The 16,797-nt window shown below is 72.4% G+C and carries 16 protein-coding genes; 7 read left to right on the top strand and 9 right to left on the bottom strand.

Annotated elements, in window-relative coordinates:
• From AOK24_RS11490 to AOK24_RS11470, 5 genes are all read right to left on the bottom strand, one after another.
• On the bottom strand, positions 1 to 281 hold a 281-nt coding region (locus AOK24_RS11490; protein ID WP_167376826.1), incomplete at its 3' end, for a TerD family protein.
• 64 nt (positions 282 to 345) lie between these two features.
• Complete coding sequence (locus AOK24_RS11485; RefSeq protein ID WP_055719970.1) at positions 346 to 1,524, bottom strand: serine hydrolase domain-containing protein; 1,179 nt, start codon at positions 1,522 to 1,524, stop codon at positions 346 to 348.
• 166 nt (positions 1,525 to 1,690) lie between these two features.
• Positions 1,691 to 2,044 (bottom strand): UBP-type zinc finger domain-containing protein, encoded by a 354-nt coding sequence (locus AOK24_RS11480; protein WP_055719966.1) that lies wholly within the window; start codon positions 2,042 to 2,044, stop codon positions 1,691 to 1,693.
• Positions 2,041 to 3,483, bottom strand: coding sequence for an ATP-binding protein (locus AOK24_RS11475; RefSeq protein ID WP_055719965.1), 1,443 nt, complete (start codon positions 3,481 to 3,483; stop codon positions 2,041 to 2,043). Before AOK24_RS11475 ends, AOK24_RS11480 begins: the two co-directional genes overlap by 4 nt.
• Complete coding sequence (locus AOK24_RS11470) at positions 3,480 to 5,156, bottom strand: NAD(P)/FAD-dependent oxidoreductase (protein ID WP_055719964.1); 1,677 nt, start codon at positions 5,154 to 5,156, stop codon at positions 3,480 to 3,482. Before AOK24_RS11470 ends, AOK24_RS11475 begins: the two co-directional genes overlap by 4 nt.
• A 132-nt stretch (positions 5,157 to 5,288) precedes the next feature.
• Here AOK24_RS11470 and AOK24_RS11465 point away from each other — a divergent pair, with 132 nt between their 5' ends.
• Positions 5,289 to 6,143, top strand: a complete 855-nt coding sequence (locus AOK24_RS11465) for a universal stress protein (RefSeq protein ID WP_055719963.1) — start codon at positions 5,289 to 5,291, stop codon at positions 6,141 to 6,143.
• A 12-nt stretch (positions 6,144 to 6,155) separates the two neighbouring features.
• On the opposite strand, the gene AOK24_RS11460 is transcribed toward AOK24_RS11465, so the two are convergent.
• Positions 6,156 to 7,391, bottom strand: a complete 1,236-nt coding sequence (locus tag AOK24_RS11460) for a DUF4032 domain-containing protein (RefSeq protein WP_055719962.1) — start codon at positions 7,389 to 7,391, stop codon at positions 6,156 to 6,158.
• Positions 7,392 to 7,579: 188 nt separating this feature from the next.
• On the opposite strand from AOK24_RS11460, the gene AOK24_RS11455 reads away from it, so the two are divergent.
• The gene (locus AOK24_RS11455; RefSeq protein WP_055719961.1) at positions 7,580 to 8,194 is read left to right on the top strand and encodes a TetR/AcrR family transcriptional regulator; all 615 of its coding nucleotides are present in this window, start codon (positions 7,580 to 7,582) and stop codon (positions 8,192 to 8,194) included.
• 13 nt (positions 8,195 to 8,207) lie between these two features.
• Positions 8,208 to 9,881 carry an FAD-binding dehydrogenase gene (locus tag AOK24_RS11450; protein WP_055719960.1) on the top strand — a complete coding sequence of 558 codons (1,674 nt, stop codon included), beginning with the start codon at positions 8,208 to 8,210 and terminating at the stop codon, positions 9,879 to 9,881.
• 11 nt (positions 9,882 to 9,892) lie between these two features.
• Here the strand turns inward: AOK24_RS11450 and AOK24_RS11445 are convergent, their stop codons facing one another.
• Positions 9,893 to 10,240, bottom strand: a complete 348-nt coding sequence (locus AOK24_RS11445) for a DUF488 domain-containing protein (protein WP_055719959.1) — start codon at positions 10,238 to 10,240, stop codon at positions 9,893 to 9,895.
• A gap of 112 nt (positions 10,241 to 10,352) precedes the next feature.
• Here AOK24_RS11445 and AOK24_RS11440 point away from each other — a divergent pair, with 112 nt between their 5' ends.
• Complete coding sequence (locus AOK24_RS11440; RefSeq protein ID WP_055719958.1) at positions 10,353 to 11,765, top strand: M1 family metallopeptidase; 1,413 nt, start codon at positions 10,353 to 10,355, stop codon at positions 11,763 to 11,765.
• Between the two features lie 107 nt (positions 11,766 to 11,872).
• On the opposite strand, the gene AOK24_RS11435 is transcribed toward AOK24_RS11440, so the two are convergent.
• On the bottom strand, positions 11,873 to 13,090 hold the full coding sequence (locus AOK24_RS11435) for a saccharopine dehydrogenase family protein (RefSeq protein WP_055719957.1): 1,218 nt from the start codon (positions 13,088 to 13,090) through the stop codon (positions 11,873 to 11,875).
• A 110-nt stretch (positions 13,091 to 13,200) separates the two neighbouring features.
• Here AOK24_RS11435 and AOK24_RS11430 point away from each other — a divergent pair, with 110 nt between their 5' ends.
• Positions 13,201 to 13,914 (top strand): TetR/AcrR family transcriptional regulator, encoded by a 714-nt coding sequence (locus tag AOK24_RS11430; RefSeq protein WP_055719956.1) that lies wholly within the window; start codon positions 13,201 to 13,203, stop codon positions 13,912 to 13,914.
• Here AOK24_RS11430 and AOK24_RS11425 read toward each other — a convergent pair.
• Positions 13,889 to 14,776: a LysR family transcriptional regulator ArgP gene (locus tag AOK24_RS11425; RefSeq protein ID WP_055719955.1), complete on the bottom strand. Its 888-nt coding sequence runs from the start codon at positions 14,774 to 14,776 to the stop codon at positions 13,889 to 13,891. The genes AOK24_RS11430 and AOK24_RS11425 overlap by 26 nt on opposite strands.
• A gap of 69 nt (positions 14,777 to 14,845) precedes the next feature.
• Between AOK24_RS11425 and AOK24_RS11420 the strand changes: the two genes are divergently transcribed.
• Positions 14,846 to 15,460, top strand: a complete 615-nt coding sequence (locus AOK24_RS11420) for a LysE/ArgO family amino acid transporter (RefSeq protein ID WP_055719954.1) — start codon at positions 14,846 to 14,848, stop codon at positions 15,458 to 15,460.
• A 52-nt stretch (positions 15,461 to 15,512) separates the two neighbouring features.
• Positions 15,513 to 16,796: an MFS transporter gene (locus AOK24_RS11415; protein WP_055719953.1), complete on the top strand. Its 1,284-nt coding sequence runs from the start codon at positions 15,513 to 15,515 to the stop codon at positions 16,794 to 16,796.
• Position 16,797 lies beyond the last annotated feature (1 nt).

The following is a 16,797-nucleotide window of genomic DNA, read 5'->3' as shown; positions in this document are numbered from 1 at the left end:
GAGGGGAGGCGGGCCAGGAGGGCGCTGGGGTCCGCCGGGCTGACGACCAGCGTCACGCGTGTGGCCCCGCAACGCAGCCCCGTCGGGTCCAGGGTCAGGGAGTCGCCCTGGAGGCGGGCTCCGGGGGCCGTCGGCTGGTTGAAGAAGACGAAGTCCGCGTCGCCGCGGACCTTGCCGCCGTCGTCGGTGATCAGGGCGCTGACGTCGAAGGGGCCCGGTACCCGGAAGGTCCACGCGCCGCTCGGGAGGGCCGTGTTGCCCCCGGGTACCAGTTCGCTCATCGTGCCGCCCCGCTGTCGTTCCGTACCCCTCCAACGGGCGGACCGGCGTGGCGGTTCCCGCCGGTCAGTCCAGCGCGATGTCCGGCGCCAGGTCGTCGTACCGCTCGGGGACCGGCGCGGGGGAGACGCGGGACTGGGCGCGCTTGCCGCAGAACGCGGACTCCAGGGTGCGCAGCATCGTGGTGTGCACGCGCGAGCTGTTGGAGACGTTCGCGAGGGCGGCGAGGCTGCGGCGGCCGTCCTTCGTGGTGAACGCGTAGGTGTAGTAGCCCTGGACCGCGCCCGTGTGCCCGTACACCGACACGCCGCAGGACAGGGTCCGCCGGCGCAGGCCGAGGCCGTACGCCTGGCCGGTGCCGGCCGGGACCCACTTCTGCATCTGCGCGAGCTGCGCGGCCGACATCAGCTTGCCGCGCATGAGGGCCGACAGGAACGTGTCGAGGTCCTTCGCGCTGGAGATCATCGCGCCCGCGCTCTGCGCCCAGGACACGGTCTGCCGGGTCGCGTCGACGAGGGGCCTGCCCGCCTTGTCGGGGGTGAGGTACCCGCGCGTGTGGCGGCCGGGGATCGCGGTGCCGGGGTGGACGTACACGGTGTCGGTCAGCTTCAGCGGCTTGACGATCCGCTTCTGGTACTCCGCCGCGACGGAACGCCCGGTGAGCTTCTCGATCAGCATTCCGGCGACCACGAAGTTCGTGTTGGAGTACCGGTAGGGGCCGCCCGGTTTCGTGGTGCGCGGGTGGCGCAGGGAACGGGCGACGAGCTGACGGTAGGTGAAGACCTTCGTGCGGACCGCCTCGAACCCGGAGACGGAGTTGGCGAACATGTCGTTGCTGTAGTCGTACAGGCCGCTGCGGTGGCTCAGGACGTGCCGGACGGTGATCCGGTTGTCCGGCAGCAGCTTCGGCAGGTACTGGTTGACCGGCGCGTCGAGCCGCAGTTTGCGTTCGTCGACGAGCTGGAGCAGGACGACCGCCGAGAACACCTTGGTGACGCTGCCGATCCGGAACCGGTCGGCGGTACTGAGCGCCCGTTTCGTCCCCCGGTCGGCGACGCCGACGGTGACCTGACGGACCGTGCCCCGGTCGTCGACGCGGGCCAGCGCTCCGGGCGCCCCCTGACTGCGGGCGGTGTTCAGGACGTTGCGCAGACCCGTCATGTCGGGTCCCGGTGCCGCCGCCGCGTGGGCGGGGCTGTTCAGCAGGGACAGGAACACGGCTCCCGTGAGCGCTCCACCGGCCAGCCGTCTCCACTTCGAGCGCGTCAAGCTTCCTCCGCTTCCTCACCACTCCGAGGCCGACGCACAGGTGACGTGCCGTCACCCGGCGTGCGTCGCTGACGCGCCTCAGTATTGCCCCGGAGGGTGAGGAAACCGATGACCCGCGCGCGGGCGGATCCGTCGGGTTATCTCACCGGTGCAGGGAGCGGGCCCAGTCCGCGGGCACCCGCCCCGCCGGACCCGGCACCGCCTGGTCCTCGGGGCGGCTCACCGGCGGCGCCAGCTCGGGCCCCGTCTCGTACAGTTCGTCGCGCGCGTAGTCCCAGAACCAGCCCTCCCCGGGCTCGAAGCTGCGCACCACGGGATGCCCGGTCGCCTTGTAGTGGCCCGTCGCGTGCTGCGCGGGCGAGGAGTCGCAGCAGCCGACGTGCCCGCACTGCGCGCACCGGCGCAGGTGGAACCACCACCCGCCCGCCGCGTCGCAGTCCACGCACCCCGGCCCGCTGGGCGGCACGGCCGGGTCGACACCGGCGAGTTCGGTCATGACGGGTCCTCCTCGGGGAGCGGTGCGGTCAGCGGCAGCAGCACCTGGAACCGGGTGTCCCCGGGGACGGACTCCACGTGCAGGCTGCCGTGGTGCTTGTTGACGACGATCCGCCACGAGATGTCGAGACCGAGTCCGGTGCCCTCGCCGACCGGCTTGGTCGTGAAGAACGGGTCGAAGATCCGGTCGCGGATGTCGGCGGGTACCCCGCTGCCGGTGTCGCGGAACTCCACGAGCAACTGCTCGCCCTCGCGCGCGGTGCGGATCGTCAGGGTGCCCTCGCCGTCCATCGCGTGGACGGCGTTGTCGATGAGGTTCGTCCACACCTGGTTGAGTTCCGCCGGATATGCGGGAACTTCCGGGAGCGTCCGGTCGTAGTCCTTCACAACGGCGATGGTCTTGCCGAGTTTGCCGGAGAGCATGAGGAGGGTGCTGTCGAGAAGCTCATGGACGTCGACGTCGCGGTAGGGGGCGCGGTCGAGCTGCGAGTACTGCTTCGCGGCGTCGACCAGATGCGAGACGCGGCTGGTGGAGTCCTCGATCTCGGACATCAGCAGCTCGGTCTCGACCGTGTAGTTGAGCCAGCCAACCGCCCCGGGGAGGATCTCCTCGCCGACCGCCGCCGCGACCTGCTCCAGCCAGTCCACGTCGAGCCCGGCCTGCACGAAGGTCGGCGCGAGCCGCCACCCCTCGGCCAGGCCGCGCTCGTCGAGCCAGTCGGCGATCACGTCCTCCCGGTCGGACGCCTCGATCGGGCTCAGCGCGGGCGCCTTGCCGACCCGCTCGGCCGTCCGCTCCTGGATCTCGATCAGCCGTGTCAGCGCCTCGCGGTCGTAGGGCCCCGAGGCGATCACGGCGAGCTTGTGCCGCATCTTCGCCACCCGCTCCCGCAGCGCCGCCGTCGCGCGCACGGCAGCCGCCGCCGGGTTGTTCAGCTCGTGCGTGAGGCCCGCCGACAGCGAGCCCAGCGCGAGGAGCCGCTCCCGCTGCGCGACCGTCCGCTGCGTGTTGCGGGAGCCGAAGAACATGCCCTCCAGCATGTGCACGGCCATCGGGAACCACTCCCGCATCATCGCCGCGAAGGCCTCGGACGGCAGCACGAAGAACCGGGACGGCTCGGTCACCCGCATCGACCCGGCGTACACCTGCGGCACCCGCTCGCCGAGGAACGCCTGCATCGACCCCGAGTACACGCCGCGCTGCGAGGTCCGGTTGATCTCCACGTCGTCCCCGCCGACCCGCCGCGACAGCACGACGGTGCCCTGGATCATCACGTAGAAGCAGGTCGCCGGCTCACCCTCGGTGTACACCGGGCCCGGCTCGAACTTCTCGACCCGGCCCACCGCGCACAGCCGCCCGAGCTGCTCCGGGGTCAGGTCCTCGAACAGGAACAGCGACCCGATCTCCGCCGGGTCGCAGGGCAGCACGACCCCGCTCACGACTGCTCCAGGTACCGGTGGACGAGCATCACGGCCATGGCTCCCTCTCCTACGGCGGACGCGACCCGCTTCGCGGACTCCGCGCGCGCGTCCCCGGCGACGAACACCCCGGGCACGCTGGTCTCCAGGTGGTACGGCGGCCGGTCCAGCTCCCAGCCCGCCGGGGGCCGCCCGTCCGGCGTCAGGTCCGGCCCGGCCAGGATGAAGCCGCGCCCGTCGCGCAGCACCGTCTCGTCGAGCCAGTCCGTCAGGGGCGCCGCCCCGATGAACACGAACAGCCACTGCGCGTCGACCAGTTCGCTCGCCCCGGTCACCGCGTCCCGCAGGGTGAGCTGCTCCAGGTGGTCGGTGCCGTGAGCCGACTCGACGACCGTGTGCGGGCGCACCGAGATGTTCGGCGCCTGCTCGATCTGCTGGATCAGGTAGTGCGACATCGACGCCGACAGGTCGGGGCCGCGCACCAGCAGCGTCACCGACTTCGCGCCCTTGGCCAGGTACATCGCCGCCTGCCCGGCCGAGTTCGCGCCGCCCACGATGTACACGTCGTGCCCCTGGCAGGACGGCGCCTCCGTCAGCGCCGACCCGTAGAACACCCCGCGCCCCGTCAGCTCCTGGGCCCCGGCGCACTCCAGCTGCCGGTACGACACGCCCGTCGCGAGGATCACGCTGTGCGCCGCGACCGACGAGCCGTCCGCGAACCGCACCACCCGCGCGGAGCCGTTCACCTCCAGGCCCGTCACCTCGCGCGCGGTGAGGATCTCCGCCCCGAACTTCGCCGCCTGACGGCGCGCCCGCTCGGTGAGCTGACCGCCGGACACCCCGTCGGGGAAGCCCAGGTAGTTCTCGATGCGCGAACTCTGCCCCGCCTGCCCGCCGGTCGCCGACCGCTCCACGAGCACCGTCCGCAGCCCCTCCGACGCCCCGTACACCGCCGACCCGAGCCCCGCGGGGCCGCCGCCGATCACCACCAGGTCGTAGAAGTCGGCCGTCGGTGTCGTCGCCAGGCCCACGCGCGCGGCCAGCTCCGAGTCGCCCGGCTCGACCAGCGGAGCGCCCTCCGCGGTGATCACCAGCGGCAGCCGCTCGCCGTCCGCGCCGGCCGCCGCGAGGAGGCGCCGGCCCTCCGGCTCGTCCGAGGAGTACCACCGGTAGGGCACCTGGTTGCGGGCCAGGAACTCCCGCACCTGCGAGGAGCGCGCCGACCAGCGGTGCCCGACCACCTTCGTCGTCGGCACCGGCCGGTGGTCGCTGCGCCGCCACGCCTCCAGCAGGTCGTCCAGGACCGGGTAGAGCTTCTCCTCCGGCGGGTCCCACGGCTTCAGCAGGTAGTGGTCCAGGTCGACCACGTTGATCGCGTCGATCGCCGCGTTCGTGTCCGCGTACGCCGTCAGGAGCACCCGGCGCGCGCCCGGATACACGTCCAGCGCCTGCTCCAGGAACTCGATGCCGTTCATCTGCGGCATCCGGTAGTCCGCGAGGATCACCGCGACCAGGTCGCCCCGCAGCTTCAGCTCCCGCAGCGCCTCCAGCGCCGACTCGCCGGACTCGGCACGCACGATACGGTGCCCGGCGCCGTAGCGGCGCCTCAGATCGCGGGCGACGGCGCGGGAGACCCCCGGGTCGTCGTCCACGGTCAGGATGACGGTCCGCGCTGTTTCGGCGGCCTGTGTCATACGTTTTCCACCCCGGGTGCTCAGGTCCAGGGCGTGCGGCCCTGGGCGACACCGGCCATCGTAGGGTCGGAGGGGAACAAGCGCTCGGCCTCGCGGGCACCCCGCGGGGCCACGACCGGGAAAGGCGGTGCCATGACGGCCCCGATCACGGCAGGCTTCGACGGTACGGACGAGAGCCGGGCCGCCCTGTCCTGGGCGGCCCGCGAGGCCGTACGGCAGGACGCGGCGCTCAGGATCGTGCACGCCTGGGAGGTCCATCCGGACGCCACCGTCGACCACGCCACGCAGGAGGGCTGGGCCCGGGAGGCCGTCTCGGGGGCCGCCCGGGAGGTCACCGCGCGCCACCCCGGCCTCCCGGTGACCTGGGAGGCCGTCGAAGGCCCCGTCGTCGAGACGTTGACGGGCGCCGATGACCTCCTGGTGCTCGGCTCGCGCGGACACGGCGCCGTCGTCGGGTTCCTCCTCGGCTCCGTCGGCCAGCAGGTCGTCGCCGACGCCGCCCACCCCGTCGTCCTGGTCCGCGCCGGAGACGACGCCGCGCACGAGGCCGCAGGGCGCGACGTCGTCGTGGGCCAGGAGGGCGAGCCCGAGGACAGCGCGGGCGCGCTGGAGTTCGCGTTCCGCACGGCCGAGGCGCGCGGCGCGCGCGTACGGGTCGTCCGTGCCTGGACGCTGCCCCCGGTGTTCGCCTACAGCCCCGGCTCGATCATGCTCCTCGACGAGGCCGGCGGACCCGAACCGTTCGAGCAGAAGGCCCTCGCCGACGCCGTACGCCCCTGGCGCGAGCGGTTCCCGAAGGTGCCCGTCGTCGAGCACGTCGAGATGGGCAGCGCCGGACAGGTGCTCCTCGCGGCGGCCGGGGAGGCCCAGTTGGTCGTCGTCGGGCGCCGGGCGCGGCGTACGGCCGTCGGCGCGCGCATCGGGTCCGTGGCGCACGGCGTGCTGCACCACGCGCCCTGCCCGGTGGCCGTGGTGCCGCACGCCTGAGGCTCACCCGGGTCATTCGGGGATCGTCGGCTCCAGGGTCTCGCGGGCCTTGGGGAGGATGTTCTCGATGTAGTCCTTGACGGCTTCTTCGAGGCCGATGTCGTGCTGGGCGCGCTCGGACAGGTACCAGCGGTGCTCCAGCAGCTCGTGGTAGATCTCCGCCGGGTCCATCTGGCCGCGCGCCTCCAGCGGCACTTCGCGCACGGTCGGCCGGAACACGTCCCGCACCCAGCGGTGCGCCAGCACCTCCGGGCGGGCCGCCAGGGGGTCGCCGGGCGCGTAGTCGTCCTGGGTGGCCATCCACGACTCCAGGTCGCTCAGCAGCCGCCTGGCCTGGTTCTCCTCCGTGTCGAGCCCCGTCAGCCGCAGCAGCTGGCGCTGGTGGTGGCCGGCGTCCACGACCTTCGGCACGAACGTGACCGTGTCGCCGTTGGAGGAGTGCTCGATCTGCATCTCGGCGACGTCGAAACCCAGCTCGTTCAGCCGCCGGATGCGCCGCTCGATGTAGTGGTACTTGCCCGCCGGGTACACCGAGGTGCGGGTCAGCTCCTCCCACAGCTCGCAGTAGCGCCGGTAGATCTCCTGCCCGAACTCGATCGCGTCGATCGACGGGTGCAGGGCGCCCGACGCCTCCAGGTCGAGCAGCTCCCCGCTGATGTTCACGCGCGCGAGGTCCACGTCGTACTCCCGCTGCCCCGGGGACAGCTGCGGGTGGAGGTCGCCGGTCTCCGCGTCCACCAGGTACGCCGCGTACGCGCCCGCGTCGCGCCGGAACAGGGTGTTGGACAGCGAGCAGTCGCCCCACGCGAACCCGGCCAGGTGCAGGCGCACCAGGAGCACCGCGAGGGCGTCCATCAGCCGGTGCATCGTCGCGGGGCGCATCGTCGTCTCGAACATCGACCGGTACGGCTGCGAGCCGCCCAGGTGCCGGGTCACGAGCACGGACTCCAGGGGCTCGCCCGCCTCGGTCGTGCGGCCCGTCACGACCGCCAGCGGGTCGACGGCCGGGATGCCGAGGCGGTCCAGGTCGCGCAGCAGCTCGTACTCGCGCAGGGCGGGCCGCTCGGCCAGCTCCTTGACGGCGATCACCTCGTCGCCCGCGCGCGCGTAGCGCACGACGTGCCGCGAGATGCCGCGCGGCAGCGGGACGAGGACCTCCTCGGGCCACTCCTCCAGCGGGACGTCCCACGGCAGCTCCAGCAGGAGAGCCGGATGCTCCGGAGTGGTCGCACTTATCTGCAAAGCCATGGCCTGACCTTAAACGTCCATCCCGCGCCGTAAACGTCCGCCCCGCGCGCGGAACGCACGGCACCTACAGATCGAAAACTCGTTCGAGTGAAGAAGTCGCCCGGCTCTTTCGATGCGCTGATGTATCCGATACGTTTCTGTATCGAACGGGGATCTCGAACACGAGGACGGCGAACGGAGGTACGGACATGGCCGACGACACGAACACCCCCCGCGTCACCAGACGCCGCGTCCGCACCCGCGCCAACCTCCTCGCCGCCGCGTTCACCGTCTTCGCCGCCAAAGGGTTCGGCCGGGTCTCCATCGAGGAGATCTGCGAGGCCGCCGGGTACAGCCGGGGCGCCTTCTACTCCAACTTCGACAGCCTCGACGAGCTGTTCTTCGCGCTGTACCGCCAGCGCGCCGACCTCATCGCCGAGCAGGTCGCCGGAGCGCTCGCGCAGGACGGCCCCGGGCTCGACGTACCGGAAGCCGTCGACCGCGTCTCCGACGTCCTCCTCCTCGACCACGACTGGCTGCTCGTCAAGACCGACTTCCTCGTGCACGCGGCCCGGGACCCGGAGGTCGCCGAGAGCCTCCTCGGGCACCGCGCGCGCCTGCGGGGCGCCATCACCGACCGGCTCGCCGAGACCCCCGTCCCCCCGGTCCTCGGCGACGCCCCCGCCGCCGCGCACGCGGTGATCGCCGCCTACGACGGCGTCACCACCCAACTCCTGCTGGACAAAGACGTCGAGCGCGCCCGCGCCTGGCTGAAACAACTGCTCACCGCGCTGCTGACGGACGGCAGCGACACCATCGGATGAAGGGACGGGCGTCATGGACGCGGACGTCATCGTCGTCGGAGCCGGACTCGCCGGGCTGGTCGCCGCGCACGAACTGACCAGCAGGGGCCGCCGGGTCGCCCTGGTCGACCAGGAGAACGCCGCCAACCTCGGCGGCCAGGCGTACTGGTCCTTCGGCGGGCTCTTCCTCGTCGACTCCCCGGAACAGCGCCGCCTCGGCATCAAGGACTCCCTCGACCTCGCCTGGAGCGACTGGCAGGGCAGCGCCGGCTTCGACCGCACCGAGGACGAGGACTCCTGGGCGGTGCGCTGGGCGCGGGCCTACGTCGAATGGGCGGCCGGCGAGAAGCGGACCTGGCTCGCCGGGCACGGCATCTCCTTCGTCCCCACCGTCGGCTGGGCCGAGCGCGGCGACCTGCGCGCCGACGGCCACGGCAACTCCGTACCCCGCTTCCACGTCGCCTGGGGGACGGGCACCGGTGTCGTCGAACCTTTCGTGAAGTACGCCAGGCAGGCCGCGAAGGACGGGCTGCTCACCTTCCACCACCGCCACCGCGTGGACGAGCTGGTCGTCGAGGACGGCACCGCCAAGGGCGTGCGCGGCACGGTCCTGGCGCCCGACGACTCCGCGCGCGGGGTGGCCTCCAGCCGGGAGGCGATCGGCGAGTTCGAGCTCACCGCGCAGGCCGTCGTCGTCACCTCGGGCGGCATCGGCGGCAACCACGACATCGTGCGCCGGTACTGGCCCGAGCGGCTCGGCACCCCGCCCGCCGAGATGGTCACCGGCGTCCCCGCGTACGTCGACGGCCGGATGCTCGACATCAGCGCCGACGCGGGCGTACGGCTCGTCAACCGCGACCGCATGTGGCACTACACCGAGGGCATCCAGAACTGGAACCCGGTCTGGCCCGGCCACGGCATCCGCATCCTGCCCGGACCGTCCTCGATGTGGTTCGACGCCCTCGGCCGCCGCCTCCCCGACCCCTGCCTGCCCGGCTACGACACCCTCGGCACGCTCAAGCACCTGCGCACCACCGAGGACATCGCCGGGTACGACCACTCCTGGTTCGTGCTCTCGCAGAAGATCGTCGAGAAGGAGTTCGCGCTCTCCGGGTCCGAGCAGAACCCCGACATCACCGCCAAGGACCGCAAGGCCGTCCTGCGTGACCGGCTCCTCGGCAAGGGCGCCCCCGCCCCCGTCCAGGCGTTCCTGGACCACGGCGCCGACTTCGTCATCGCCGATACCCTGGAGCGGCTCGTCGAGAAGATGAACGGCCTCACCGACAAGCCGCTCCTCGACGCGGACACCCTGCGCCGCCAGATCAAGGCCCGCGACCTCCAGATCGCCAACCCCTACAGCAAGGACGCCCAGGTCCAGGGCATCCGCAACGCCCGCCGCTACATCGGCGACCGCCTCGGCCGCGTCGCCACCCCGCACCGCATCCTCGACCCCGCCTCCGGCCCCCTCATCGGCATCAAGCTGCACATCCTCACCCGCAAGACCCTCGGCGGCATCCAGACCGACCTCCAATCCCGCGCGCTGGCCGCCGACGGCACACCGATCGCGGGCCTGTACGCGGCCGGCGAGGTCGCCGGCTTCGGCGGCGGCGGAGTCCACGGCTACAACGCGCTGGAAGGCACCTTCCTCGGCGGCTGCCTCTTCTCGGGCCGCGCGGCGGGCAGGGCGGCAGCCGAACAGACGAGGTGAGCCCGGCCCCGTCAGCCCAGCAGACGCAGCAGTACCGCCGCGTGGCTCTCCTCCTGTGACTTCACCGCCGTCACCAGCGTGACCGTCCCCGACGCGGCCGACTTCCGTAGACGAGACAGGGATTCGGCCGCTGCGGGGGCGGTCAGTTCCGCCTCGTACCGGCTCGCGAACTCCTCGTACGAGCCCTGGCCCGCGTGGTACCACCGGCGCAGCTCGTTCGAGGGGGTCAGGTCCTTGGGCCACTCGTCGATGTGCGCCGCCTCCTTGGAGAGGCCGCGTGGCCAGAGGCGGTCGACGAGGACGCGGACGCCGTCGTCCGGCTCGGGCGGGTCGTAGACGCGGCGGATACGGGCAGTCATAAGGGCGAGCCTAGGGGGCGGGCGGGGCGTCACGCTGTGTGGTTTGACCTGAATGGGGGGCGAATACCGGGTGCCGGTTCCCTAATCTGAGGGGCGTTTGATCACACATCGGATGATCCGCCTTCAGCTGGGAGTGCTTGTGACCCTCAGACGTTCCGCTCTCGCGGTACCCGCTGCCGCTCTCACCGCCGTACTCGTCGCCGCGAACCCCGCGGCGGCGGGCCCGGTCGGGGACGCCGGTGTGGGCGACCCGTACTTCCCGCTCGCCGGGAACGGCGGCTTCCACGTCGCCCACTACGACCTGACGCTCGGTTACGACCCGGCGAAGAAGCACCTCGACGGCAAGGCCGTGCTGACCGCGCGCGCCACCCAGGACCTCACCCGCTTCGACCTCGACTTCACCGGCCCGAAGATCACCGGCCTCACGGTCGACGGCCGCGCCGCCGCCTACCGCCGCTCCGGCCAGGAACTCGTCGTCACCCCGCCGCGCACCCTGCGCAAGGGCCGGCCCTTCCGCGTCACCGTCACCTACCAGGGCACCCCCGCCCCGGTCACCGACCCGGACGGCTCGCTCGACGGCTGGATCCCCACCGACGACGGCGCGTTCGTCGCTGGGGAGCCGCAGGGCGCGATGACCTGGTTCCCGGCGAACAACCACCCGCTCGACAAGGCGTCGTACGACGTCACGATCACCGTCCCCCAGGGCCGCACGGCCGTCGCCAACGGCGTGCTCCTCGGCCAGTGGACGAAGAACGGCCGCACCACCTTCCGCTGGCAGCAGCGCGAACCCATGGCCGCCTACCTCGCCACCGCGACCGTCGGCACTTTCAAGGTCCGCCAGTACACGACGAAGAGCGGCATCAAGGTGTACGACGCCGTCGACCCGCGCGAGGCGAACGCCGCCGACCCCGTCCTCAAGAAGCTGCCGTCCGTGCTGGAGTGGGAGAGCAAGCTGTTCGGGCCGTACCCGTTCCGCGCCGCCGGATCGATCGTCGACCACGCGCCGCAGGTCGGCTACGCCCTGGAGACCCAGACCCGGCCCGTGTACGACCGCGCGCCGGGCCTCTCCGTCCTCGTCCACGAGAGCGCCCACCAGTGGTTCGGCGACTCCGTGTCCCTGACCTCGTGGAAGGAGATCTGGCTCAACGAGGGCTTCGCGACGTACGCGGAGTGGCTGTACGACGAGCAGCACGGCGGGGACAGCGCGCAGAAGACGTTCGACGCGCTGTACGCGCGGCCCGCGGGCGACGGGCTGTGGAAGTTCCCGCCCGGCAACCCCGGCAGCGGGGCGAACATCTTCGGCCAGCCCGTGTACGCGCGCGGCGCGATGACCCTGCACGTGCTGCGGAAGGCCGTCGGCGACCGCGCCTTCTTCCGCATCCTGCGCGCCTGGGCCGCCGAGCACCGCGACGGGCACGGCACCACCGCCCAACTCCAGAAGCTCGCCGAGCGGACCTCCGGCAAGAACCTCGCGCCGCTCTTCCGCACCTGGCTGTACACGGCGGGCAAGCCGAAGCTCTCCTAGCGGCTTCCGGGAACCTCGTCGGCCCCGCCCCTGCCGCCCACCGGACGCGGCGGGGGCGCGCCGGCAACAACGCGCCGACAACAACGCGCCGGCAACAACGCGCCGGCTCACTGCTCCCGCAGCCCCCACGGCGAGCCGTACTCCGTCAGCAGGTCCAGGTACGGCCGCGCCGGGAACGCCTCCGGCCCCAGGACGCCCGCCCCCGACCAGACGCCGGACGCGAGGAGTTCGAGGGCGACGACGGGGTTCACGGCCGTCTGCCAGACGACCGCCTGGCTGCCGTACTCGGCCATCGACCACTCGTTGTCGACGACGTGGTACAGGTACACCTCGCGCGGCGCACCGTCCTTCGTGCCCCGCACCCACGTGCCCGCGCACGTCTTGCCCCGCATCCGTTCGCCGAGGGAGGCCGGGTCGGGCAGGCAGGCGGCGACGACGTCCCGGGGCGAGACGGCGACCGGGCCGCCGGCGGTCGGCACGGTCACCGGGGCCGTGCGGTCCAGCTCCAGCCGGTGCAGCGTCCTGAGGGTGTCGACGAACTCCTTGCCGAGCCCGTACTTGAACGTCACCTTGCGGGCGTCCACCCAGCGCGGCACGAGGAGCACCTCCTCGTGCTCGACGTTCACGCACTCGACCTCGCCGATGCCCTCGGGGAAGTCGAACACCTCGGGCTCGCTGAACGGCGCGGTGGTGTACCAGCCCCGGCCGGCCTCGTAGACGACCGGCGGGTTCAGGCACTCCTCGATCGTCGTCCAGATGTTGAAGGACGGCGCGAAGTCCAGCCCCTCGACGGTGAGGTTCGCGCCGTCGCGGATGCCGATCTCCTCGATGTCGTCGAAGAGTTCGTCGGCCGCGTACCGGGCGAACACGTCCGACAGACCGGGCTCCACACCCATGCCGACCAGCGCGAGCGCCCCCGCCTCGGCCCACTCCCCGGCCCGCGCGAACTGGGCGTCGCCGAGCTTGACGCCGCACTCCTCGTACGGGCGGTCCGGGTGCGGGCGCGACAGGGACATCGCCATGTCGACATAGGTGGCGCCCGTCGCGTACGCCGCCTCGAACAGGGGCAGGACGAAACGCGGGTCGGTCGCGTTCAGCAGGACGTCGCAGCCGTGCCGGACCAGCAGGTCACGGACGGCCCGCTGGTCGGAGGCGTCGACGGACGCCGCCGTGAAGCGGTCGTCGCCGTCGAGCGCCGCCACGGCCGCCGCCGCACGGGCGGGGTCGTAGTCGGCGACCACCATCGCCTCGAAGAACGGGCGCCGGGCCGCGATCCGGGTGATGGCGGTCCCCACGCCACCGGCTCCCACGAGCAGTACACGCATGACAGGGCTCCTCTGCTGTCGATATGTCGCTACAGGGGGTGCGCGCGCCTTACGAGGATCCAACGCGCCGGGGTGCCGTAAGGTCAATGGCGTTGGCATAAGGAGGTCCCGTGGCCAAACAGGTCGTCCCCGAGGAGAAGCGCCGGCGCCGCCGCCCCACCAAGAGCGGCACGCTCCTGTCCGAGGAACTCATCGTCGGTACGGCGCTGAGGCTGCTGCGCGAACACGGCTCGGCCGGCCTCACCGCCCGCCGCCTCGGCCTCGCCCTCGACTGCGACCCCAGCGCCCTGTACCGGTACTTCCGGGGCATGGACGACCTGACGCTCGCGATCGGCGACGCCCTCATCGGTCAGGCCCTGCACGGCTGGCGCCCCACGGGCGACTGGCGCGCCGACCTGCACGCGGTGGGGCTGCGGATCTACGAGGCGTACGTCGCCCACCCCCAGGCCGCGCAGCTCACCGCGAGCCGTGTGACGGGGCGCGCGAACGAACTCGCCGCCGACGAAGCCGTGCTGGACATCCTGCGGCGGGCCGGGTTCCCGCTGGCGGAGACCGTGCGGATCTACCACGCGTTCATCGACCAGACCCTCGGGTTCGCGGCCCTCGACGCGGCGTCCCTGGCCCTGCCGCGCGCCTCCCAGCGGGCCGACGACGCCAAGTGGCAGTCCACGTACGCGCGCCTGCCGGCAACCACGCACCCCAGGATCGCCGAGGCGGCGCCGCTCCTCACGACGCACATGGTGACCAGCGCCTATCCGACGGCGCTGGAGATGCTGCTGGACAGCGCCGAGGCGCGGCTCAGCGCAGGAAGGCGCGGGCGGTAGCGGTGACGGCCTCGGCGACGGCCGCGAGGGCGGGGGAGTCGAGTCGCCACTGCTGCCAGAACAGCGGTACGTCCAGCGGCAGTTCGGGCGCGAGGGACAGCAGCCGGCCGGCCGCGAACAGAGGCGCCGCCTGGACCTCCGGCACCATGCCCCAGCCGAGTCCGGCCGCGACCGCGTCGAGGTAGCCCTCGGAGGTCGGTACGGCGTGCCGCAGCGAACTCGCGCCGGCCCCGCCCAGCCGCCGGACGAACGTGTCCTGGTGCTGGTCCTGCCGGTCGAAGACGACCACGGGGGCCTCGGTGAGGGACCGCGCGAACGGGCCGGTGAGATGGCGGGCCGCGAAGTCGGGGCGGGCGGACGCGAGGTAGCGCATCGTGCCCAGCGGGCGCACCGAGCAGCCGGTGACCGGCTCGGCGGAGGCCGTCACCGCCGCCATCACCAGCCCCTCGCGCAGGAGCTGTGCCGTACGCGTCTCGTCCTCGCGGTGCAGTTCGAAGCTCAGGTGCGGTTCCTGCGGGACCTTGCCGAGCGCGGGCAGGAACCAGGTCGCCAAGGAGTCCGCGTTCACCGCGACCGACACCCGCGTCGCCTCGCCCTCGCCGCTCATCCCCAGCTCGGACCGCGTGTCGCGCTCCAGCCGGGCGAGCTGGCGCGCGAACCGTACGACGATCTCCCCGGACTCCGTCGGCCGTACCGGCTTGGTGCGCAGCAGGAGCACCCGCCCCGTCCGCTGCTCCAGCGCCTTCACGCGCTGGCTCACCGCCGACGGCGTCAGGTGCAGGGCCGAGGCCGCCGCGTCGAACGTGCCCTCGTCGACGACCGCGAGGAGCGTGCGCACCTGGTCCAGGGGAAGATCCGTCATCACGAGCGCTAATGATACGTAAGAATCTTTAGCTGTACGCGCGGTGATCGGCTTCGTAGCGTGGACGGCATGCTCCCAGCACTCACCGCCGCCGCGGCCGGTTTCGGCACCGGTCTGTCCCTGATCGTCGCCATCGGCGCCCAGAACGCCTTCGTCCTGCGCCAGGGCGTCCGCCGGGACGCCGTCCTCCCCGTCGTCGCGATCTGCGCCCTGTCCGACGCCGCACTCATCGCCCTCGGCGTCGGGGGAGTGGGGGCGCTGGTCGTGGCCTGGCCGGGGGTGGTGAGCGCCGTCGGGTGGATCGGGGGCGCGTTCCTGCTCTGCTACGGCGCGCTCGCCGCGCGGCGTGTGCTCCGGCCGCAGGGCGCGCTGCTGGCCGAGGGGGACGCGGCCGGGTCCATGAAGCGTGCCGTGCTCACCTGCCTCGCGCTGACCTGGCTCAACCCCCACGTCTACCTGGACACCGTGTTCCTGCTCGGGTCCGTCGCCGCCGACCGTGGGTCCCTGCGCTGGGTCTTCGGGCTGGGCGCCGCGACCGCCAGCCTGTGCTGGTTCGCCGGGCTCGGGTTCGGGGCGCGGCTGCTCGGGCGGTTCCTGACACGGCCGTCCGCCTGGCGCGTGCTGGACGGGGCCGTCGCCGTGACGATGATCGCACTGGGGGTCACGCTGATCGCCGGGAGCTGAGGGCCGTACGGTGGTCCCGGCGGCGATCGGTGTAACGGGCAGGCAGGTGTGCGTGGACACGAGTGAGGACAGCGCGGCGGTCTCGGAGCCCGTGCCGGTGCGCAAGGGGTGGCGGCGGTTCGCCATGGACACGCGGCCGTTGCGGCGGCCCGCGTACCGGCGGCTGTGGTCGTCGACGATCGTCACGGCCGTGGGCAGCCAGCTGACGGCCGTCGCCGTGCCGAAACAGGTGTACGACATCACCGGGTCCTCGGCGTGGGTGGGGTACGCGAGCCTCGCCGGGCTCGTGCCGATGGTGGTGTTCGCACTGTGGGGCGGGGCCGTCGCCGACGCGGTGGACCGGCGCAAGCTGCTGCTGGTCACGAACTCCGGGATCGCCGTCACCTCGCTGCTGTTCTGGGTGCAGGCGTTCTCCGGGGTCGGTTCCGTCGGCGTGCTGATGGTGCTGCTCGCCGTGCAGCAGGCGTTCTTCGGGCTCAACTCCCCTGCGCGCAACGCGTCCATCGCCCGGCTGGTGCCCGCGCGGGAGCTGGCCGCCGCGAACGCTCTGGGGTCGACGGTCATGCAGACCGGGCTCGTCGCCGGGCCCCTGCTGGCGGGGGCGCTCATTCCCGTCGTCGGCCTGCCCGAGCTGTATCTGATCGACGCCGTCGCTCTGTGCGTGACCGTGTGGGCCGTCTACCGGTTGCCCGCGCTGCCGCCGCTCGGCGCGGGCGGGAGCCGGCGGGCCGGGGTGCGGGAGATCGCCGAGGGGTTCCGCTACATCTCCCGGCACAAGGTGCTGCTGCTGTCGTTCCTCGCCGACGTCGTCGCCATGGTGTTCGGCATGCCCCGGGCCCTGTTCCCGCAGCTCGCGGCCGAGACGTACGCGCCGTACGGGGAGGGGCTCGCGCTGGGGCTGCTCTTCGCGGCGATTCCCATCGGGGCGGTGCTGGGCGGGCTGTTCTCCGGGACGTTCTCCCGGGTCCGGCGGCACGGCGCGATGGTGATCGGGGCGGTGGTCGCCTGGGGCGCGGCCATCGCCCTGGTGGGGGTGAGCCTCAACCTGTGGTTCTCGGTGGCGTTCCTGATCGTCGCAGGGGTCGCGGACATGGTGTCCATGGTCTTCCGGGGCGCGATCCTGCTGTCCGCCGCGACCGACGAGATGCGGGGGCGGATGCAGGGGGTGTTCACGGTGGTGGTCGCCGGGGGACCCCGGCTCGCGGACGTCCTGCACGGCACGGCCGGAGCCGCGTTCGGCCCGAGGACGGCCGTCGCCGGGGGCGGGGTGCTGGTCGTGGTGGTGATGCTGGGGATCGCCACGGCCATGCCGGCACTGCGGAGATACCGCATCTGAC

The sequence above is a fragment of the Streptomyces niveiscabiei genome, assembly GCF_001419795.1.
Lineage (GTDB): Bacteria > Actinomycetota > Actinomycetes > Streptomycetales > Streptomycetaceae > Streptomyces > Streptomyces niveiscabiei.
This window is presented reverse-complemented; position numbering and strand designations above follow the sequence as displayed.